Source organism: Pseudomonadota bacterium (assembly GCA_041395565.1).
In the GTDB taxonomy this organism is placed as follows: Bacteria; Pseudomonadota; Gammaproteobacteria; order UBA9214; family UBA9214; genus UBA9214.
Genome location: JAWLAI010000010.1, coordinates 74190 through 94360, shown reverse-complemented (window position 1 = coordinate 94360; position 20171 = coordinate 74190). Strand labels below are relative to the sequence as shown.

Genomic DNA, 20171 nt, shown 5'->3' with positions numbered 1-20171 from the left:
AGCGCCGGCAGCGGTATGCGGATTCAGCGAGCCAGCGCCGGGACGGCAGGTGATCCCATGGATCCGGGACTCTTCAGCCGGCATACCGAATACCTCTGGGAGATCGACCCGCACGGCGCCATGCGCGTACCGGCGGTCATCTATGCGGACGAGGCGCTCATCCGCGCCATGGACCACAAGGTCTATGAACAGGTCTGCAACGTGGCGATGCTGCCCGGCATCGTAGCGACCTCCTATGCCATGCCCGATGCGCACTGGGGCTACGGCTTTCCAATTGGCGGTGTCGCGGCATTCGATGCGGCTGCGGGCGGCGTGGTCTCGGCCGGGGGCGTGGGTTTCGATATCTCCTGCGGGGTGCGCTGTCTGACCACCGGCCTGCGGCACGATGCGGTCATGGCGGTGCAGCGACCGCTGGCAGATGCACTCTTCCGCGACATACCCGCCGGCCTCGGCAGCAGCGGCTCGATCAGACTGAATCCTGCGCAGATGGATGCCATGCTGATGGGCGGTGCCCGCTGGGCGGTGGCGCAGGGCTATGGTGTGGCTGCAGACCTGGCCCGCACCGAGGAGCAGGGTTGCATGGCCGGGGCGCAACCGGATTGCGTTTCCGAACATGCCAAGCAGCGCCAGCGCGACGAGATGGGCACGCTGGGCAGTGGCAACCATTATCTGGAAGTACAGCACATCGTGCAGGTCTACGACGAGGATGCGGCCCGGATCATGGGGCTGCGTACGGGCGAGGTGGTGGTGAGTATTCACTGCGGTTCGCGTGGTCTCGGTCACCAGATCGGCACCGAGTTCCTGAAACGCATGGTCATGGCTGCAGCGCAATTCGGCATCACGTTGCCGGACCGGGAACTGGCCTGTGCGCCGATCGATTCGCCCATCGGCCGCGATTATCTCGGTGCCATGCGTGCCGGTATCAACTGCGCGTTGGCCAACCGGCAGATCCTGACCCACCTGGTACGCGGGGTGTTCGCGCGGGTATTGCCAGCCGCGGACCTGGAACTGCTGTACGACGTCTCGCACAATACCTGCAAGCTCGAGGAGCACGTCGTGGACGGGCGCGCACGCAGCCTGCACGTGCACCGCAAGGGTGCCACGCGGGCATTCGGGCCGGGGCACCCCGCAGTGCCAGATGCGCTGCGAGCCGCCGGTCAGCCGGTGTTGATCGGCGGCTCGATGGGGACTGCCTCCTATGTGCTGGCCGGCACCCGCGCCGGCGAGGCACTCTCCTGGAGTTCCGCCTGCCACGGTGCGGGCCGCGCCATGAGCCGGCACCAGGCCTGCAAGACCTGGCGCGGCCGGCAGGTCATCGACGAACTGGCCGCGCGCGGTATCCTGGTCCGCAGCCCGACGGGACGCGGCGTCGCCGAGGAGGCGCCGGGCGCCTACAAGGACGTGACCGCGGTCGTGGCGGCGGCCGCTGCCGCCGGGCTGGCGCGCAAGGTGGCGCGGCTGGAGCCGCTGGTGTGCATCAAGGGCTAGTGGTGCGTGTGTCGCCACTGACCGTGGCGTGACGTGTTGCACCTACGGCGGGCGGTATCAGTAGCAAGCGGAGGGTCCGGTGTCATGCCAGTTCACAATGCCGATATCGCCGCGATGTTCGAGGAAATCGCCGATCTGCTCGAGATCCGCAACGAAAATCCGTTCCGGGTGCGCGCCTACCGCAACGCCGCGCGTCAGCTGCAGGGTATGGGCGTGCCGGTGGCGGAGATGCTGGCGCGGGGCGATGACCTGACCGAACTGCCTGGTATCGGTACCGATCTCGCCGGCCGCATCGCGGATATCGTTGCTACCGGCAAGTGCCGGATGCTGGATACGCTGCATCGGCAGGTACCGCATTCCGTCACCGAGCTGCTGAAGATTCGCGGCCTGGGCCCGAAACGGGTACGCCTGCTGTACCAGGAACTGGAGGTGCGCACACTGGAACAGCTGGCGCGAGCCGCCCGCGACGGCCGCATCCGCGAATTGCCGGGATTCGGCGCCAAGACCGAGCAGGCCATACTCGATGCTGTCTCCAGGCAGGTGCGGGCACAGCCGCGTATCAAGCTGGCCGTGGCCGCGCAGTACGCCGAGCCGCTACGCGCATGGCTCGAACAGATCCCGGGCGTGCAGCAGGCGGTCGTGGCCGGCAGCTATCGCCGTGCCCGCGAGACGGTCGGTGATCTCGACATCCTGGTCGCGGCGGCGGATGGTTCTGTCATGGAGCACGTCGTCGCCTACGATGAAGTCGACAAGGTGCTGGCCAGCGGCACCACGCGCGCCACGCTGCTGCTGCGCTCCGGTTTGCAGGTGGATGTCCGTGTCGTGGAGACGGCCTGTTTCGGCGCCGCCCTGCAGTATTTCACCGGATCACGCGAGCACAATATCGCCTTGCGCCGGCTGGCGCAGGAGCGAGGACTGAAAATCAGCGAGTACGGCGTATTCCGGGGCCGGCGCCGCACGGCAGGCAGCACCGAGGCGTCGGTGTATCGCAGTGTCGGTCTGCCCTGGATCGAGCCGGAGCTGCGCGAGGACCGCGGCGAGCTGGAGGCGGCGCGTGCGGGCAAGCTGCCGAAGCTGGTGACCCGGGCCGATCTGCGGGGCGACCTGCATGCGCACACGCAAGCCACGGATGGGCATAACACCCTGCGCGAGATGGCAGTGGCGGCGCATTCGGCCGGCCTGGAATACCTCGCGATCACGGAACATTCACGCCGTCTTACGGTGGCGCATGGCCTGGATCCCGCGCGCCTGCGCAAGCAGGGACACGAGATCGACCGCCTGAACGATCAGCTGGAGGGCATAACGCTGCTGAAGGGCGTGGAGGTGGATATCCTGGAAGACGGCAGTCTCGACCTGCCGGATACGGTGCTGGGTGAACTGGATCTGGTGATCGGTGCGGTGCACAGCAATTTCCGGCTGTCGCGTGCGCAGCAGACGGAACGCATCCTGCGTGCCATGGACCGTCCCCATTTCACGCTGCTTGCGCATCCCACGGGACGGTTGCTCGATACCCGCGAGCCGTACGATGTCGACATGCCGAGGATCATCCGCAAGGCGCGCGAGCGCGGTTGTTTCCTGGAGCTCAACGCCCATCCGGAACGGCTGGACCTGCTGGATGTGTACTGCCAGATGGCGCGCGAGGAGGGTGTGCTCGTGGCGATCAACTCCGACGCCCACGGCACGGGTGATTTCGCGAATCTCGATTACGGTGTCGGGCAGGCGCGGCGCGGCTGGCTGGAACGACGGGACGTACTCAACAGCCGTACGCTGCGCCAGCTGCGGCCGTTGCTGCGACGTACGATGTCATCCTAGCTAGCAGCGCCCCGGTACGGCCCTGCCGCACCGGACGCAGGCGACATCAGGCCACCGTCGGATTCAATACCGGCAGGAGATTGGTCCTGCGGCGTGTCCGGGTACGGCGGCTACCCAGCAGCCGTGGCCGCAGCTGCTGCTTCAGTTCCTGCTTCCAGGCCGGGAAATCGACCGTCTGATCGCCATACAGGGCGCCGTCCAGCGTCTGCGCCAGCTCGCGTAGCACCGCCGGTTCCGCACGCGGGCTGGTCTGGATCAGCCGCTCGGCAATACTCGTGAGCGTGGCATGGGCCGACATGTCGAGGTGACCGCAAACCCTGCTCTTGAATTCCTGGCACCAGGCCTGCGGATTGTCCTCCGTGGCGAGGCAGCGTGCGCACATCCAGATCCTGACCGACTTCGGCATCAGCAGGGCTAAGGCCATGCGCAACTGCCGCAGGTGCCGGACCGGTGAGACGGCGTAGGCTACACGGCGCGTGCGTGCCGAGACGCCCCGTCCTGTGGCGGCGAACCAGTTGCCGGCGCGCGCGAGCAGTGGGCGGGTGCGATGCCAGGCACCGAGCCAGAAGCCAGCGATCAGTGCCAGTGCCACCACCATGGGTGTCCAGAAATAGATCGGGAAGAAGGTCTGTGCGCCGTCTCCGCCAGCTGCCAGTCCCGCCGGTACCGCGCCGGAGTCGGTCGACGGCAGACCTGCCAGCCGTGCTGTCTGGCTGTCGACGTCCCACCACGCCACGTTGATGTTGGGCAGCCGGATCCAGCCGTCCTGGAGCGGGATGATGGTATAGGTTTCCTTACGGCTGCCGGTCAGATAGCGGCCGTTCGCGGAGATGCCGTTCTGGGTGGCCGTAGTATCACGATACACCCGGTATTGCGTGCTCTCGAGCTGATGCGCTACGGAGGGCAACTGGGTGCCGAGTGCGCCCCGGGCAGTCAGTTCTACCGTCAGGGTCACCGGCTGGCCCGCTTTGGCCGGCCCGTCCAGATTCAGGTTGGTCTGCAGTCGCAGGTCGTGCAGGGGCAGCCAGGGGCGGACGGCTGGATCGGCCGGATCCACGTGCAGGGTCAACGGGCCGGATGATGCGATGCTGAAGCGGTTGTCCCCGCGCTGAGCCTGTCCGCCGGCGGCATGCGTGCCCGTGAAGCGGATCGCCGGTATGACGATCTCGCCGTCGCGCACCGGCATCAGCTTGTAGCGGTAGGTGTTGACGATACGCGGGGCGCGGCTGTAGCCGTTCGGGCGCGTACTGGCCACCGGGCCGTCGATCAGTTCCAGCGCCGCGCCTTCGATCCGTGGTGCCTCGACGTCGAGCGAGGCGAGATTGCCGTCACTGATGACCCGTGCCGTGTAGATGATGTTCTGCTGCTCGTAGAAAACCGAACCGGTGACCTCGACCTCGACCTCGGGCGTTGTGCCGGGGGCGGCGCCTCCGGCGGGCAACTGTGCCTGATACCAGCCGGTACCGGGCGCGGCACCCAGATAGTAGTTGCCGGGCAGAGGCTGCGGGGGCTGGTACTGCGGGGCGGGTTTGCTCGGTTCGATGTTGCCCCAGGGACGGTTGGTGGTGTAGGTATCCTTGCCGTAGTGCTTGGTATGGGACTTGCCCGTGCTCATGGAGAAACCGGCGGCGTGCGCCAGAGAGATCGATAGACTGGCCAGCAGACATATGAAAACGTTGCGCATGGTTGTGACCTTGATCAAGAGATTGCCCCCATATCCTCAATAATGGTATTTCACCCCGTCATTCCGTAACGGGTAGTGTTTCCGGTTTTTTCACCAGGGCCGCGTTTCCATCAGCTGGCGGCCGTGACGCTGCAGTTCCTGCTGCTCCTCGATACGGAACTGGTTGCGCAGCAGGTGAGCAGGATCGCCTTCGATCTGTTCCAGCCACTGATCCATGACGGTCATCGAGATACTGGTGCCGGGAATCCCGTTCTGGTCCGGAATGCCCTCCTGTGGCGTCCCCTGGTCCGCCTCGCGATTACCGCTGCCCATCTGGTCGAAACGGTCCACCGCCTGGCTGGCCGCCGCCTGCTCTTCGGAGATCTGGTCTGGGAGTCCGTCCGGACCGGCAGATGCATCGGAGCGGCTGCCGGCCTGGGGCTCCTTACGATCCTCAGACCCTCCAGCAGTATCGCCGGTTTCGTGGGATTCTGATCCCGTATCACGATTTTCTATGTCTAGATTAACACCTTTTTCCTCACCCTGCTTACCGGAATCACCCGATTGCTGTTGATTTTCCTCGGACCCGGCTGCCGCGCGGTCGCGATCTTCCGCGGTGCTGCCGGCGGCGTCCTGAGGTTCCTGCTCGCCGCCCATGGCGGCGGCCTGGTCCTGCTGTTCCCCGGCGGATTCCGCACTGTCCTGGGTCTGCTCGCCGGCGGATTCCTCGGACGTATCTTCTTGATTGCCCTCTGAATCTGAATCCTTTTGCTGCTCGTCGCCGGCCTGCTGCTTGGCAGCGGTGTCCTCCTTGCCCGTGGTGCCCTGCTGTTGCTGCCGGTCAGTGCCAGAGGATTGGTCACTGTCCTGTTGCTGGTCGCCCGAGGACTGCTCGGATTCCTGCTGCTGGCTGCCCGAGGACTGCTCGGATTCCTGCTGCTGCTCGCCGGAGGACTGCTCGGATTCCTGCTGCTGGCTGCCCGAGGCCTGCTCGGACTCCTGCTGCTGCTCGCCGGAGGACTGCTCGGACTCCTGCTGCTGCTCGCCCGAGGACTGCTCGGACTCCTGCTGCTGCTCGCCGGAGGACTGCTCGGATTCCTGCTGCTGCTCGCCCGAGGATTGCTCGGATTCCTGCTGCTGCTCGCCCGAGGACTGCTCGGACTCCTGCTGCTGCTCGCCCGAGGACTGCTCGGATTCCTGCTGCTGTTCGCCCGAGGACTGCTCGGATTCCTGCTGCTGTTGCTCTTCCTGCTGCTGTTCCTCTTGCTGCTGTTCCTCTTGCTGTTGTTGTTCTTCCTGCTCCTGCTTTTCCGCGGGCTGCTCCTCGTCTTCCTGTTTCAGTTCCTCGTGTGTCGTCTGTTCCAGCATCTGCTTTGCCAGTGCCAGATTATGCAGTGTGTCCTCATCCTGCGGCCGCAGGCTTAGCGACGCCTCATAGGCATCGACCGCACCCAGGAAGTCGCTGCGCTTGTAGCGGGTGTTGCCGAGGTTGTAGAGCGCATCGGGTTTGATATCCTCGCGCTCGACGCTGGCAAATGCTTCACCGGCCTCCGTATAGCGCCCGGCACGGTAGAGTGCAACGCCACGCCGGTAGTTGTCGTCGAATGCCGTTGCCGCCTCGCTGTATTCGCCTCCATGATATTTGTGTGCGGCTTCCTGCTCGGTATTGCGGAACCAGGCGCTCTGCGCTGGTGCTGCTGCCGCGAGCAGGATGGCCAGTACGACAGGTCTGGACGCGATCCGGCTTTTCATGAGCGGCGCACCTGGAAACCGGGCAGGGTACGGCGAAACAGCGGCAGCATCAGCAGCAGCGCCAGCCCCGCGAGCCAGTAGAAGCGTTCGTTCCAAACGCGGGTACGTTCATTCAGATCCCGACCGGGCAATGCCTGCGCCTTCACTTCGGCGAGGATGCTGTCGGTATCGTCCTGGCGGTAATCGGCGCGCAGGTAATCGCCATTCCCGGCCTTGGCCAGCGTCTTGAGCAGCGCTTCGTTGAGCGCCGAGACGACCGGTTGACCGCGGCGATCACTGAGCCACATGCCCTCACGTTCGCCAGGCACCGCATCTCCCTCCGGCGTGCCGATGCCGAGGATGTGGGTGCGCACCCCGCGCTGCGCAAATTCGCGCAGCTGCTGTTCCAGGCCGGGTTCCTCGAAGTCGCCATCGGTGATGATCAGCAGTGAGTTGACGCTGTCCTGCGGTTGTCCGGCCAGCAGTTCCCCGGCGCGTTCGAGCGCATACGTCAAGCGGCTGCCCGGCAGCTGTACCAAGCTGGTGTCCAGCGCCGGCAGCACGCGGCGGATCCCGTTCATATCTTCCGTCACGGGTGATACGACCTGGGCAATCGATGCAAAACCGATGACGCCGATACGTATGCCGCGGTTGTGATCGAGCAGGTCAGCCAGTTCCTGCTGCGCGCGCGCAATGCGCGAGGGCTGTACGTCACGAACATCCATGGAGCGCGACAGGTCGACCAGTACGACCAGGTTGGTGCCCGGGCGGAACAGCTGCACGTCGGTGAAGTCCCAGCGGGGGCCGGCCATGGCCAGTACCAGCAGCGACCATAACAGGGCCCAGTGTGCGTAACGCCGCCACTGTGTCACAACGGATATTTCGGTGCGACCCAGCAGGTGCGGCAGCAGGCTCTTGTCCGCATACAACCTTATCCGTTCATTGGGACGGCTAAGGTGGCGGGTAAGGAATACCCAGGCTGCGACCGGAACGCACAGCAGTAGCGCCCAGAGCCAGGACGGTTCGCTGAAGTGGAAGGCGGACAAGAGTTCAGCCATGGACGCGCCTCGTGAACCAGGCTCGCGGGATGCCGTTTGGGAACAGTCCCAGTAGGAACAGCAGCAGCAGCGCCAGACCCAGCGGCCAGCGGTACAGCGGTTGCGGCAGCATGACGGTGCGGGCTTCCGCCTTGGTTTTTCCAGTGCGTCGATCTGCTCGTAGATCTTTCCAGCGCGCCGCTGTCCGTGGCGCGGAAATAGGCGCCGCCTGTTGTGCCGGCCACTTCTGTCAGCAGATCCTCGTCGATTTCCATCTTGACCTGTGTCATCTGTCCGTTCTCTATGAACGGTACCAGGCCCTTGCTGCCGACCCCGATGGTGTAGATGCGGATGCCTTCGTGCGCGGCAAGCTTGGCAGCGATGTCAGGAGGCATGCTGCCTTCGGTATTCTCGCCATCCGTGACCAGTATCAGCACGCGCGATCCTTCCGGGCGTTCGCGCAGCTTCTTGACGCCGAGCGCGATCGCGTCGCCGATGGCTGTACCGTCGCCGGCCATGCGTGCCACGACGCTGTCCAGCAGCGTCTGCAGTGCCTGCAGGTCCTGGGTCATCGGCGACAGTACGAAAGCCTGGCTGCCGAACACGACAATCCCGATACGATCGCCGTCGCGTGCCTTGATGAAGCGTTCGAGCACGCCCTTGATAACTGCCATGCGCGTGACCTGACGGTTGTCAACCGTGAAGTCCAGGGCCTCCATCGAACGCGAGGTGTCGACCGCCAGCATCAGGTCATAGCCTTCGGTGCGGATTTCGGTGTAGGGCTCCAGCCATTGCGGCTGCATGACGGCCGTGACCAGCGCGATCCACGCCAGCGCCAGGAGGATGATCATGAGACGGCTGCCGGCATGGGTGAGCGAGCGTGCGGCGACGAAGGTGGAAGCCAGCCGGCCCAGCGCAGGGTGCAGCAGCGTGGAACTGTCGGCGTGGGTGTAGGCGTCGGTTGCGCCATGCGGCCGCGGCCAGAACCAGCGCACCAGCAGCGGCAGCGGCAGCAGCAGCGCGGCCCAGGGCCAGTGGAAACTAAACATGATGTCTGCTCCGGCGTCCGAGCCCATAACTGGCAAGCCGCTCGCGCCACGGGATTCCCGGTTTGCGGTCTGCGGGCGTAACTGCATCGACCCAGCGCCTGGCTGCACTGACCAGTCGAGCCACTTCCTTGCGTTCCACTGCGCGTGCCGGGGGCATGTACGGGGCGTGCAGCAGAATGCGCCCGCGCCGGGTCCAGTTGAAGCCGGTGCTGTCGTGTTCCTCGAGCCAGCTGAGCCAGCGGTCGCCGGACAGACCGGCGGCCTGGCGTCTGCCGACACGCGCCATGGCGATACGACGCAGCAGAGTGGACAGGCGGCCAGCGACATCACGTGGTTCTTCCCGGCGCAGGGACTTCTGCAGCGCCCGCAGTTGCCGGCGTGCATCCCCGCGCCAGCCCGGCATAAAACCACTGTAACGCAGCCAGTAGCGCAGGCCGGCTGTTGCCAGTAATAACGCCAGCAGGCCGATCAGAAGCCACCAGCCGGGCGCCAGTGGCCACCATGGGATGGCATCGAGGTCGTGAATGTCGCGCAGTACTGCAGTGCCGGAGTTCAACATAGGCTAGCGCCTGCCCGCATACTGTTGCAGACCGGTAATGAGTGTGCGGTGTACATCGTCCATTGTACTGATCGGTATCAGGCCCAGTCCGAGCCGGTAGGCCAGTTGCTGCAATTCCTCGCGTCGCTGTTCCCAGTCTTCGCTGAAGGCGGCGCGGCCGGCGGCGTTGTCCGTGTCGACTTCCAGCAGTTCGCCCGCGGCATTGGAAAAGATGATCGTACCCATCGCCGGAAGTTCCCGGTCGGCGGGGTCGTCCACCGGCAGCAACACCACGTCGTTACGCTGTTTGAGGCTGCCCAGGATGCGTTCCAGTCCGACAGTGACCTGGTTGATCGGCGCGATGACGAAGATCAGCGAGCCGGTGGCAGCGCCACTGTCGAGGTGCTGCAGGGCGGCGATGAGCTGGGATTCGTCCGTGTCGCCGCGTTCGATGGGCTCGGTCAGTGCGCGCAGCAGGCGCCACAGGCCGCGCCGGCCGGGGGTGGCGCGGAAATACCGCAGGCCGGTTGCCGGATTGCCGAAGAGCACGCCGCCGACCCGGTCATGCTGCTTGCTCGCCGCCCAGCCGATCAATGCTGCGGTCCGTGCCGCCTGGATGGATTTGAATGTGCCGCGCGTACCGAAACTCATGTGCGGACCGGAGTCGATGCAGAGGATGACGCTGCGCTGACGTTCCTCGCGGAAAACCTTCAGGTGCGGCGTGTTGGTACGGGCCGTGACCAGCCAGTCCATGTTGCGGATATCGTCGCCCTCGCGGTATTCGCGCACTTCATCGAAGTCGAGCCCGGTGCCGCGGAAGACCGAAGCATACAGGCCGGTGAAGGTCGAATTGACCAGGTGGTTGGCAGCAACGCCCAGCGCGCGGGCCTGATGGCGGAGTTCCAGCAGGTCGTCCAGTTGCGGGTGAAGGCTCATCGCACTGCTACTTGTGTGTGATACGGGCGCCCTGTCCCGAAGCTCCTGCTGACGGTCACGGTATTGCCACGACCTCCAGCAGACGCTTGATGAACTGGTCGCTGGTCACGCCTTCGGCTTCGCCCTCGAAGGTCAGCAGGATGCGGTGCCGCAGGACGTCCGGCGCCACGGCCTGAATGTGCTGGGGGGCGACGTAATCGTCGCCGTCCAGCCAGGCGCGGGCCCTGGCGCAGCGGGCCAGGGCGATGGTTGCGCGTGGCGAGGCGCCAAACCGGCACCAGCGCCTGAGGCTGTCGTCGTAAGCCTCGGGATGGCGGCTGGCTTGCACGAGGTCGACGATATAGTTGTTCAGCTTGGGATCGAGATAGAGCCTGGCCGCATCCTCGCGCACCTTGAAGAGTTCGGCCTGACTGAGGACTGTCTCGGGTGCTTTCGGCGCGGTCAATTGCTGGTTCATGTCCAGCTCGAGGATGGCCAGTTCCTCTTCCCGGTTCGGATAATCCACCCAGACATGCATCAGGAAACGGTCCAGCTGGGCTTCCGGCAGGTTGTAGGTGCCTTCCTGCTCGATCGGGTTCTGGGTCGCCAGCACCATGAACAGGTCCGGCAGCCGGTAGGTTTTCATACCGACCGTGACCTGGTGCTCACCCATGGCCTCCAGCAGGGCAGACTGAACCTTGGCCGGCGCGCGGTTGACCTCGTCCGCGAGCAGGATGTTGTGAAACAGCGGCCCGGCGCGGAAGACGAATTCGCCCTTTTCGTGACGGTAGATGTCGGTACCGATCAGGTCGGATGGCAGCAGATCCGGCGTGAACTGGATGCGGTGATAATCCCCCTCGATCGCCTCGGCCAGCGCCTTGACCGCAGTCGTCTTGGCCAGGCCCGGCATGCCCTCGACCAGCAGATGGCCTTCGCTGATCAGGCAGATAAGCATGCTGTCGATGAGGCTGTGCTGTCCGATGACGCGGCTGGAGAGGTGCTTGCGGACACAGTCGAGCGCTGAGGAATCCATGTGGCGATACTTATTCGGACTGCCGGAAAATAACACTGTGCACGCTCCTGTGTGGTATGGACTTACCGCTGCCGACCGTCGGTATCGGGGGTGCTGGAGGTTAACCCGGCGCTACGCCCGATTTGTCCGCGTGTGCGGGATGGGGTGGGGATGCGGCCATCTAACTCTATATTATTATTACTTTCCCATAGTGACTCGAAACTATGCCTGATTGCAATATCCCGGGTATTGACATTCATCAACCACGCAGGTTCCGCCGTGGGCAGGCTGCCGGCCGCTGGCGCGCGCGGCGTACGGCGACGGGCCCTGCGCCTGCGTCCAGGTGCGAGTGGCACAGCTCCGGCTCACCGTGCCGGTCCGGCTTGCGGTTGCCGCCAGATCAGGTGGAGGCGGGCAGGGGCGTCAGTCGAAGAAATCAGCGTTGTGCTGGATATCATGGGCCAGGGCATTCAGCTTGCCGACGATGGCATCCATCGTCTCCGCCAGTGCGGTATCAAGACCGGCCTCGATAATCAGTTTCAGTTCGTCGTAATGATTGTCGGGCAGGCTGTCGCCGGACTGTTCAACCAGTTCGCGGAAACGGTCGGTCATGGCCTGGGCATGGTCGGTTTGGTACATGACTAATCCTTTTTGTCCTTTTCGCTCTGTTCCAGCGGGCTGCTTTCCAGATAATGCTCACCCGATTCGTAGATGTGTTTCGCCGAGCCGACAATCAGCCGATCCGGTGCGATGGCGACCTGGGCGTTCTTGTTCGGGTACTCCAGGTTATTGAGCACGTGCCGCATGGCGTTGATACGGGCGCGCTTCTTGCAATCCGACTTGACTACGGTCCAGGGCGCGTCGGCGGTGTCCGTGTAGAAGAACATCGCTTCCTTGGCCTCGGTGTAGTTCTGCCACTTGTCCAGCGAGGCCATGTCGATCGGACTGAGTTTCCACTGTTTCAGCGGGTCGTGACGGCGTGCCTGGAAGCGTCGGAACTGCTCGTTGCGGCTCACCGAAAACCACAGCTTGAACAGCTTGATTCCCGAGCGCACCAGCATGCGTTCCAGTTCCGGCGCCTGGCGCATGAATTCGAGGTATTCGCCGGAAGAACAGAAGCCCATCACACGCTCGACGCCGGCGCGATTGTACCAGGAGCGGTCGAACAGAACGATCTCGCCTGCGGTGGGGAGATGCTTGACGTAGCGCTGGAAGTACCACTCGCCCTTTTCCTCCTCGGTCGGTTTTTCCAGGGCGACCACGCGTGCACCGCGTGGATTCAGGTGTTCCATGAAACGCTTGATGGTGCCGCCCTTGCCGGCCGCGTCACGGCCTTCGCAGAGAATGACGATGCGCTGGCCGGTTTCCTTGACCCAGCCCTGCATCTTGAGCAGCTCGATCTGCAGTTCCTGCTTGGCCGCTTCATATTCGTCCCGGCCCATCTTGGTCGTGTAGGGATAATTGGCGTCGGAGAAGATCTGCTGCTTGCCGAGACTCTTGATCTCCTTTTTTGACGCGAGCGCAGGTGTCTCCCTGCCTGCCGCGAGTTCCGCGAGTGCGCTGGCATGTGTATCGCTCATGGCCTGATCCGTCTTTTTCATTTGCTGAATCTCCCCTTTTATCCCTGATGACCCGCTACCGTGTTGACTCAGGTCAATGATGACCGCTCCATGACGGTATCGGCCTGTTGTCCAGGGGCTGAATCGGGGGTGCTGCGGGACGCATGCGCGCCCGGCACCGATAGTACACGGGCCGGGCGTACGGAGGGAGGGGGAGCGGGCTTTACAGAACCTGCTTGATCACGGGCGAGGAGTAGTTGCTTTCCAGTCCGTTGGCATCGTACGTGCTCATGGTGACGTAATAGGTGCCGACAGGGACGCCGCTCAGGGTCGCGGATTGCAGGCTTCCATCGGTGATATTGATGTGATTCTGGTAATTACCGCGGCTCGTCCCGTAATGGACGCGATAGCCGGCGATCTCGGACAGGGCCAGCGGGGTACCGTCGGTGCGGGCAACCGGGGCGGTCCAGGACAGGGTAAAGTTGCCGGTGGCGGAGCCGGATGCCGTCGTCGTGCTGCCGCCCGTGGAGCCGGTACTTCCGGAATTGGTCGTCGTGCTGCTGATGCCAGAAGTCGCGCCATCGGTGACGCTGCCGCCGCCACCGCAGGCGCTAAGCAGCGCCAGTAAACTGACAATTGCCAGGGTGCGTCCAATTGTGACTGTATGCTTGTAGCCTTGCATATACATATTCCATTGATGTAACAGTTATTAATGCTATCGGCGCCGCGCCAGCGGCTCCTGATGCCGGTCTTGTGATGCTGTGCGCAAATTCGAAAGGCAAGGAGCGTGCCAGCGCATTTCAGGGTGCTGGGAAGGAAACAGCGTCGGATTTCCGTCGCCAGGCCGCGCCTGTTCGGACCGTGCTGCCATGGAAAAGATAATTAGAACATGATGATATAGCTATTCTTCGGCGCCGGATCGCGTACCGGCGGCAACAGCGCGATCGAACATCCGCGGACGTCATCGGGCTGACATGTTGCTAGTGATGTCCACGGGGGAAAAACGTATGCCGCGGCCGTGACGCCGGTGCAATTGCATGATTAAAAATGATAAAACCGTTGAATGCTGTTGGATTGCCGTTGCTTGGAGCCAGTTGGGTCCGTGCCGAGACAGCAATGCTGTCGCCAATCAGGATCAGTTGGCAGCCGTGCCAATACATCGGGTTAGCCGGAATGCGGGCAGAAGACGTCGGGTAATGACGACACGCGGGTGCCGAAAGCTCGCAAAACCCGTTAATACATTAATAATCCAGTGGTTTTGTCCGGTATTGTCGACGGGTCCGGCAACAATCGCGGGCAGGCCACTGCCGACCATGCCGCGGCTGGCCACGGGGTATTGAGCGCGGCGCTAGAATGACGGGCGGTCGCTGAGCCAGTAGAAGCGGTAGGGCGGGATGACCAGCGTATCCTTGTAGAGCGAAGGCGATTCGCCGGAGCAAAGATCCTGCACCTGTCCATAGGCAAAACGCCCGCGATTGCGCAGATCGATCAGGTCGAGCGGCTGTGGGGCGCGGTCGAAGTTCGTCACTACCAGGACGTTCTCGCCGCTGTGGAACGGATCATTGCGCATGACGAAATGCGGCATTGCCGGTATCGAGCAGTTCGCGGTTGCTGCTGAAGTCGGCGAATGCCGGGATCGATTTGGGTGCACGGCGATCATTTTCTGCAAGCCCCTCGGCGTCGTGCCGCCTCCACGCTGCAAAGTTGAACGGTGCAGTCGTTGAGTGCCGATCTCGTCGCCGTAGTAGAGCAGGGGGTGATGCCGCCGTATGACATGATCATGCCGTGCAGCAGCAGACACAGCTGAGCAGCCATATCGATCTCGATCGCCAGGCTCCAGCGCCGTGCCGAGCCCGACCAGCGAGGCGAGCGCAGCCGGATATGCGTGCGTCGCTTCGGGTTGCTCGCGAACGGCTGGCCGCGGGCCGGTGAGCGTCGTATCGCCCGTGAAGTAATCCACCAGGAGGCGGTGCGCCAGCGGATCATAGCCGGCGACGTCGTTGTCGTCGAAACCAGGCCGATGTCGTCATGGCAGCGATGTAGTTCAGCCAGGTGGCGCGCGATCGAGCTGTTCGGTGGTTGCGCACGCCGATATCCTCAACAGGTTCGCGCGAAGGCCACCGTATCCCAGAGCAGTGCCAGCAGCAAGGCGTTGTAGGCGATCTCCACTCCTTGGCGATGACGGCGTCCTCACCAAAGTATTTCGCTATCTCTACCGGTGCGACGATGGCCTCGGCGATGAAGAGCGCCGCGTGCGGTCACCGGCAGCAGTCCTTGAGCAGTTGCAGGATCAGGTGCGCCTCGCGCCTGTTCTGGCAGGTCGTGCCGATTTTCTTCCATGAGGAAGGCGACAGCGTGTCGAGGCCGCACGATGCGCGCGCCCGGCCTGCCCAGAACAGGATGATATCCACCATTTCGATGAATACCGCGGGATTGGGCGTAGTTCAGGTCCCACTGGCATTGTTACCAATGTCAGACCCACTTGCTCATCGCCTCGTCCCAGGTGAAGCTGCCTGGGGCCGTTTCCGGGAATACTCTCGGGCGCTGGTCTCCTTCGGAACATGTCGGGGATGTCGCGGTTGTCGAAGCAGTATTAGTAGTCCTGGTGTTGTTCTCCGGCACGCGGCACGCCGCCCATTCGTGTTCGTCCGAGGTGTGACGACCACTGTCCAAGGTCGCAGCATCCGCGCTTGCGCAAGAGGCGGCGATGAGCGCAGGTCCTCGAGTGCGCCGGCGCGCCTGTCCAGGGCGCGGAAGTTGCTGATTGCACAGCTGCCGTCACCGGCGCTCTTCGGGGCATTTCAGGATCGGCATGATGTGCAGCATGTTGACGCCGAGTTCCTGCAGATACGACAGCCTTGATTCCAGGCCTTGCAGGTTGCCGGCGAAACCGTCGCAGTACAGCGCCATGCCGACCAATTCCTGGCTCAGGAACCAGTTGTGGTTTTCCTCGCGCTGGCGGTCCAGCTCACGCAGTTCGGGGTCCCGCGCCAGATCATGACGCGCCAGTACCTCCACCAGCCGCGTCATCTGCGCCTCGAAATCCTCGCGCCCGCCGTAGAGGTGATGAAACAGGGAATGGATGGCGTAGAAATTCGCGCCCAGCCTGATGTAGAAATGGCGCAGATCCTGGGCGCGGATATCCGCGGGGAGGTTGTCGAGAATCCGGTTCAGCAGTGAGTGGGAAACCTGTTCGTACATGCAGCGGCCGCCGGTTGTCTCAGCTCAGGCCCCAGGCCTGGCACAGTGGTTGATAAAAGCCGCGTTCGGCGACAGTCGCGCCGCGCCGGCCGACGATTTGCGAGGCAAAGACCTGGGCACGTTCCAGTGTCGGCGCCAGCGGCCAGCCGGAAACGATGCCGAGGATCGTGACCGCGGTGAAGGCGTCGCCGGCGCCGACGGTGTCCACGACGCTGACCGCGGCGCCGGGCCTGACCGTGAACTGCGCGCCGTCACGGGTCAGGGCGCGGGCGCCTTCCGCGCCCTGCGTCAGGATCAGTCCCTCCAGATCGTTCTCGGCAAGAAATGCTTCGGCCTGAGCCTCGTCCCGGGCGGTGTCCGGTGCGAGCAGGCCCAGCTCGTCGGTATTGAGTTTGACCCAGTGCGCTGATTTAACCCGGGCCAGGACATCTGCCCGATGCCACCACGGTGGGCGCAGGTTGACGTCGAGAAAGCAGGTGCCGGTACTGGCGGCATGCACGAACGTATCCAGGGTCTGCCGTGATCGCGGCATCCGGATGGCAAGTGAGCCGTGATACACGAAGGCGTCGTCGGGGATCAGGTCCGGTTGCGGTTCGATGGCATCGTAGGCGCAGTCGGCAACGATGTCGTAGGCCGGCTCATCGTCCACGATCTGCACACTAACCCGGCCTGTGGGCCGTTGCTCGTCGATTTGTACCGCCCGCGTGTCCATGCCCCAGTCGCGCATGGCACCGATCACCTCAGCGCCCTCGGCGTCAGCGCCGATCCGGCTGATGAAGCAGGGTTCGAGTCCGAATGCCTGCAGGTGCCAGGCAACGTTGAAGGGCGCGCCGCCCAGCACCCGCGTGCCATCGGGAAAGTGGTCGAACAACACCTCGCCGAAGATGTAGATCCCGCTATGTTTCATGCGTGCGTTCCGCGGTTACGACTCCTGGAGCCAGCCGGTGACGGCCGGATGGTAATGGACAATCCCTTCAAGTATACCGGCACTGTAGTTCCCGTTCATGCCCAGGAAGCCGCCCCGGGCAATATAGAGTTGATCGCCGCATCCCATCTCGTCGGCCAGGCGCCTGGCGAGCTCCTTGACGTCGGGGTTCCCGTTGGCGACCAGCACGGCGGGTATGGGGCTGGCAAGTACCTCGATATCGTTGCCGCTGTCGCCGCAGAAGACGGTATTGCCGCAGTCGAAGCCGTTCAGCCGCATCAACGCCTCGACGGCATGCAGCTTGCTCGCGTGCTCCGGCAGGATATCCAGCAGGCCGATACCCATCGGTTCGTCCGTACTCCAGATCTGGGATGCGTGAATGCCGGCCTCGTGGAAGCGGTGCCGGATGACGGCTGACAAGGCGTCACGGTCGCTCTCCAGCGGCACGTAATAACTCAGCTTGTATACGTTCTGCTTGCTCATTTCCTGCAGCTGCAGTGCGGACAGGTCATGCAGCAGGGTCTTGAGGTCGGCATGCGTCCTGCCGGCCCAGTCGCTCGCGAATTCGTCTTCCCACGTGGTCAGGCGCTGCCAGGCCTGCGCTTCCCCCACCTGGTAGATGGTCGTGCCGACGTCGCCGACCACGAAATCCGGGACCGGTAGGCAGTAATTGAAGATGGCCTGTTCCACCAGTGCCCGGTGCCGTCCGCTGACATAGGCGAGCGTGACCCGCGGGTCTGCCACCAGTCTGGCAAAGTGTTCACGCGCCAAGGGGGATTCCGACTCCGGACCGTTTGGCAGCAGGGTGCGGTCGAGGTCGGTGCATACCAGCAGTCGATCAGGCATCAGTCAGCGGGAATCTCGCAGCTGTTGAAGAAGTCATAATGATCGATTGCCTCGAGTATGCCCATGGCATGCGGTTGTTGGGCGAAATAGATGCTGTCCTGGTCAGTCAGCTGGGAAAGTTCCTCGTGATGCCGGTTGCCGACCACCACGGCAAGTGTGTTGCCGCGCATCATGTCCTCGTCCGCGCCCGAACCGCCGGCAACAAGGATATGTTCCAGCGGGATATCGAGGCGCTGGGCGACATAGCGCAGCGCCTGGCCCTTGGAGGCGCGTGAGGGAATGATGTCGAGGAACTGGCCAAAAGATATGTATACATTGGCGGTCAGATCGTTCTGGCGGATCAGTGTGACGATCTCATCGTAGGACGGTGCGGCCTGGGCGTCGTAATAGTAGGACAGCTTGAAGCGGCTCTGGTCATGCTTGGACTGTGGCTTGATGCCGGGCAGTTCGCCGATCACGCGCCGAACCCGCAGCGGGTTCCAGTGGTGATCGATGTGGTCGGCCCAGTAGTTGTCCTCGGTCAGGGATTGCCCGTAGTGGATACGTGTGCCTAGACTGCTGATCAACACGTCGGGTGTCGGAATGCGGTATTTCTTGATTATCGCCAGCGCGGAGTCGATACGGCGGCCGGTGGCGATACCGAAAGTTACGCACTTGCGGTTACGGCGCATGACCTCGGAAAAACTCTGCAGGGCGGCCGGGTTGCCGACCAGGTTCTGGTCCAGGTCCGTGAACAGCGCGCGGTCGCGGAAATGCATTGCGCGCGGGCGCGGTCGCTCCCAGTCAACCGGACGGCTCTTGCCGTGCAGGCGACCGATCTGCTCCATGTATTTGTCGGCGTGTGCCTCCCAGGAGTAGTGCCGGCGTACACCTTCGATGCCATTGCGTGCGGCGACCTGCCAGGCCTCGCGGTCCCTGAGCAGCTTGAGCAGCGCCTTGCTGATCGCATCCCGGTCGAGTGGATCCACGAGGATGCCGTTCCTGCAGTTAGCGATGATATCCACCGGTCCGCCGTTCTCTGTCGCCACAATCGGCAGACCGGTAGCGGCAGCCTCCAGCAGCGTCAGGCCGAATGGTTCAGTCAGTGCCGGATTGATGAATACCCCCCCGGATGCCGCCACGAGCCGATAGATCTCCGGAACCTCGTTGGCGCGATGGCTTTTGGGCACGGCGACCCTGCCATAGAGATCGTAGCTGTCGATCAGCAGCAGGATGTTGGTCAGGACGGAACGCGCACCGGTATCCATATCGCGGATATCATCGCGGCTACCGGCAACGATCAGGAGATTGGCAGCCTCCTGCAGCGAATGCGATTCACCGTATGCCTCGATCAGACTCAGGATGTTCTTGCGCTCATCGGGGCGTGACAGCGCCAGCACGAGGGGCTTGTCTGGCCGGCTGAGGAAAGGTTCCAGGCGTGCCGCGAAGGCGAAAGATTCGCTCGCGGCCGGTGGGCGGAACTGTACCAGGTCGGTACCCGGCGGGATGACGCGCATGCGCGCCGGGTCGTAGTAATTATAGAGTCCGTACTGCTCCTCGATCTCGTTGTGGGTGCTGGTGACAACCAGATCCGCATTGGCGAGCACTTCCTCTTCGGCATCGATGCGCCGCCGGATGTTGTAGGTGCGTTCGATGCTTTCGCCAGACAGCCCGCGGGCGAGCAGCCGCTTGCGCTTGTCGCGGCCGAGCGAGTGCCCGGTATGCACGAGCGGGACGCCCAGCAGGTTGGCGAGCCGGGTGCCGACGTAGCCGGCGTCGGCGTAGTGACTGTGCACCAGGTCGGGTGTGCGGTGCTGACTGTTCAGCCAGTTGACCAGGTTGTCAACGAAGCTGTCGAGATGATCCCACAGCTGTTCCTTGGGGATGTACTCGTCGGGGCCGGCATCGATGCGGATGATGCTTGCCTTGTCGGACAGCCGTTCTTCGGGGCGGCCGTAGTCGGCGCTGATCGATGGGTCGACAATGCGGCGCGTGACCAGGTCGACCCGGCCGACATCCGCCCTGGCGCCGAGAGCGCGCGTGAGATCCACCACATACTTGGTCTGGCCGCCGGTGTCGGCATCCCGCCCCAGCTCGAGATCGTGTGCGCGTATCAGACCATGGATGCTGAGCAGCAGCAGGTACGGTTTGCGCTCGGTATTGTCCATCGCTCCAGGCGGTTACGGTTGGGCCGGCAGGTATAGTCGCTGCCCGGCTGGTCGCGACAACCATACAGATGTTATCACGCAGGAGGCAAGTGTTGGCGTGAGGCGCGGCTGGCGCTCCGGGTTTGTTCCGGCAGCGCGGGCGCGGCAATACCGCCGGGATTCCCCGTCCGGCAACGCCGGTTTGGCCTGGACTAGACCGCTGAGCGCTGCGCGGCTGCAACTGTCCCTGCCATCGGCGCTGTTCGCGG

The 20171-nt window shown here is 63.6% G+C and carries 18 protein-coding genes; 2 read left to right on the top strand and 16 right to left on the bottom strand.

What is annotated here, in order from left to right:
- Positions 1-57: 57 nt before the first annotated feature.
- Together R3F42_15550 and polX are read left to right on the top strand one after the other, a co-directional pair.
- Positions 58-1488, top strand: a complete 1431-nt coding sequence (locus tag R3F42_15550) for an RtcB family protein (protein ID MEZ5543432.1) — start codon at positions 58-60, stop codon at positions 1486-1488.
- An 84-nt stretch (positions 1489-1572) separates the two neighbouring features.
- A complete protein-coding gene (gene polX, locus R3F42_15545; GenBank protein MEZ5543431.1) occupies positions 1573-3300 on the top strand; it encodes a DNA polymerase/3'-5' exonuclease PolX in 1728 nt (575 codons plus the stop codon).
- A 46-nt stretch (positions 3301-3346) separates the two neighbouring features.
- Here polX and R3F42_15540 read toward each other — a convergent pair whose 3' ends face one another.
- The 16 genes from R3F42_15540 to R3F42_15465 form a co-directional block, all read right to left on the bottom strand.
- Positions 3347-4984 (bottom strand): hypothetical protein, encoded by a 1638-nt coding sequence (locus tag R3F42_15540; protein MEZ5543430.1) that lies wholly within the window; start codon positions 4982-4984, stop codon positions 3347-3349.
- Positions 4985-5074: 90 nt separating this feature from the next.
- Positions 5075-6715: a hypothetical protein gene (locus R3F42_15535; protein MEZ5543429.1), complete on the bottom strand. Its 1641-nt coding sequence runs from the start codon at positions 6713-6715 to the stop codon at positions 5075-5077.
- Positions 6712-7623, bottom strand: a complete 912-nt coding sequence (locus tag R3F42_15530) for a VWA domain-containing protein (GenBank protein ID MEZ5543428.1) — start codon at positions 7621-7623, stop codon at positions 6712-6714. The genes R3F42_15535 and R3F42_15530 overlap by 4 nt, the downstream gene beginning before the upstream one ends.
- 2 nt (positions 7624-7625) lie before the next feature.
- Complete coding sequence (locus R3F42_15525) at positions 7626-8780, bottom strand: VWA domain-containing protein (protein ID MEZ5543427.1); 1155 nt, start codon at positions 8778-8780, stop codon at positions 7626-7628.
- Complete coding sequence (locus R3F42_15520; protein ID MEZ5543426.1) at positions 8773-9339, bottom strand: DUF4381 domain-containing protein; 567 nt, start codon at positions 9337-9339, stop codon at positions 8773-8775. The genes R3F42_15525 and R3F42_15520 overlap by 8 nt, the downstream gene beginning before the upstream one ends.
- Before the next feature lie 3 nt (positions 9340-9342).
- Positions 9343-10254 carry a DUF58 domain-containing protein gene (locus tag R3F42_15515; GenBank protein MEZ5543425.1) on the bottom strand — a complete coding sequence of 304 codons (912 nt, stop codon included), beginning with the start codon at positions 10252-10254 and terminating at the stop codon, positions 9343-9345.
- 55 nt (positions 10255-10309) lie between these two features.
- Positions 10310-11266 carry a MoxR family ATPase gene (locus R3F42_15510; protein MEZ5543424.1) on the bottom strand — a complete coding sequence of 319 codons (957 nt, stop codon included), beginning with the start codon at positions 11264-11266 and terminating at the stop codon, positions 10310-10312.
- Between the two features lie 402 nt (positions 11267-11668).
- Positions 11669-11884: a phosphatase gene (locus tag R3F42_15505; GenBank protein ID MEZ5543423.1), complete on the bottom strand. Its 216-nt coding sequence runs from the start codon at positions 11882-11884 to the stop codon at positions 11669-11671.
- Between the two features lie 2 nt (positions 11885-11886).
- Entirely contained in the window at positions 11887-12825 is a 939-nt protein-coding gene (ppk2, locus tag R3F42_15500; GenBank protein ID MEZ5543422.1) for a polyphosphate kinase 2, read from the bottom strand.
- A 202-nt stretch (positions 12826-13027) separates the two neighbouring features.
- Positions 13028-13486, bottom strand: coding sequence for a fibronectin type III domain-containing protein (locus tag R3F42_15495; protein MEZ5543421.1), 459 nt, complete (start codon positions 13484-13486; stop codon positions 13028-13030).
- A 666-nt stretch (positions 13487-14152) separates the two neighbouring features.
- The gene (locus R3F42_15490; GenBank protein ID MEZ5543420.1) at positions 14153-14764 is read right to left on the bottom strand and encodes a hypothetical protein; all 612 of its coding nucleotides are present in this window, start codon (positions 14762-14764) and stop codon (positions 14153-14155) included.
- Between the two features lie 298 nt (positions 14765-15062).
- Positions 15063-15218: a hypothetical protein gene (locus R3F42_15485; protein ID MEZ5543419.1), complete on the bottom strand. Its 156-nt coding sequence runs from the start codon at positions 15216-15218 to the stop codon at positions 15063-15065.
- A 364-nt stretch (positions 15219-15582) separates the two neighbouring features.
- Positions 15583-16005, bottom strand: coding sequence for a hypothetical protein (locus R3F42_15480; protein MEZ5543418.1), 423 nt, complete (start codon positions 16003-16005; stop codon positions 15583-15585).
- 19 nt (positions 16006-16024) lie between these two features.
- Entirely contained in the window at positions 16025-16912 is an 888-nt protein-coding gene (locus R3F42_15475) for a carbohydrate kinase (GenBank protein MEZ5543417.1), read from the bottom strand.
- A gap of 15 nt (positions 16913-16927) precedes the next feature.
- Positions 16928-17776, bottom strand: coding sequence for an HAD-IIB family hydrolase (locus tag R3F42_15470; protein MEZ5543416.1), 849 nt, complete (start codon positions 17774-17776; stop codon positions 16928-16930).
- A complete protein-coding gene (locus R3F42_15465) occupies positions 17776-19923 on the bottom strand; it encodes an HAD-IIB family hydrolase (protein MEZ5543415.1) in 2148 nt (715 codons plus the stop codon). The genes R3F42_15470 and R3F42_15465 overlap by 1 nt, the downstream gene beginning before the upstream one ends.
- Positions 19924-20171 lie beyond the last annotated feature (248 nt).

Coding starts and splice junctions, on each gene's coding strand:
- R3F42_15550 (MEZ5543432.1), top strand. CDS start 58: ATGGATCCGGGACTCTTCAGCCGGCATACCGAATACCTCTGGGAGATC.
- polX (MEZ5543431.1), top strand. CDS start 1,573: ATGCCAGTTCACAATGCCGATATCGCCGCGATGTTCGAGGAAATCGCC.
- R3F42_15540 (MEZ5543430.1), bottom strand. CDS start 4,984: ATGCGCAACGTTTTCATATGTCTGCTGGCCAGTCTATCGATCTCTCTG.
- R3F42_15535 (MEZ5543429.1), bottom strand. CDS start 6,715: ATGAAAAGCCGGATCGCGTCCAGACCTGTCGTACTGGCCATCCTGCTC.
- R3F42_15525 (MEZ5543427.1), bottom strand. CDS start 8,780: ATGTTTAGTTTCCACTGGCCCTGGGCCGCGCTGCTGCTGCCGCTGCCG.
- R3F42_15520 (MEZ5543426.1), bottom strand. CDS start 9,339: ATGTTGAACTCCGGCACTGCAGTACTGCGCGACATTCACGACCTCGAT.
- R3F42_15515 (MEZ5543425.1), bottom strand. CDS start 10,254: ATGAGCCTTCACCCGCAACTGGACGACCTGCTGGAACTCCGCCATCAG.
- R3F42_15510 (MEZ5543424.1), bottom strand. CDS start 11,266: ATGGATTCCTCAGCGCTCGACTGTGTCCGCAAGCACCTCTCCAGCCGC.
- R3F42_15505 (MEZ5543423.1), bottom strand. CDS start 11,884: ATGTACCAAACCGACCATGCCCAGGCCATGACCGACCGTTTCCGCGAA.
- ppk2 (MEZ5543422.1), bottom strand. CDS start 12,825: ATGAGCGATACACATGCCAGCGCACTCGCGGAACTCGCGGCAGGCAGG.
- R3F42_15495 (MEZ5543421.1), bottom strand. CDS start 13,486: ATGCAAGGCTACAAGCATACAGTCACAATTGGACGCACCCTGGCAATT.
- R3F42_15485 (MEZ5543419.1), bottom strand. CDS start 15,218: ATGGTGGATATCATCCTGTTCTGGGCAGGCCGGGCGCGCGCATCGTGC.
- R3F42_15480 (MEZ5543418.1), bottom strand. CDS start 16,005: ATGTACGAACAGGTTTCCCACTCACTGCTGAACCGGATTCTCGACAAC.
- R3F42_15475 (MEZ5543417.1), bottom strand. CDS start 16,912: ATGAAACATAGCGGGATCTACATCTTCGGCGAGGTGTTGTTCGACCAC.
- R3F42_15470 (MEZ5543416.1), bottom strand. CDS start 17,776: ATGCCTGATCGACTGCTGGTATGCACCGACCTCGACCGCACCCTGCTG.
- R3F42_15465 (MEZ5543415.1), bottom strand. CDS start 19,923: ATGGACAATACCGAGCGCAAACCGTACCTGCTGCTGCTCAGCATCCAT.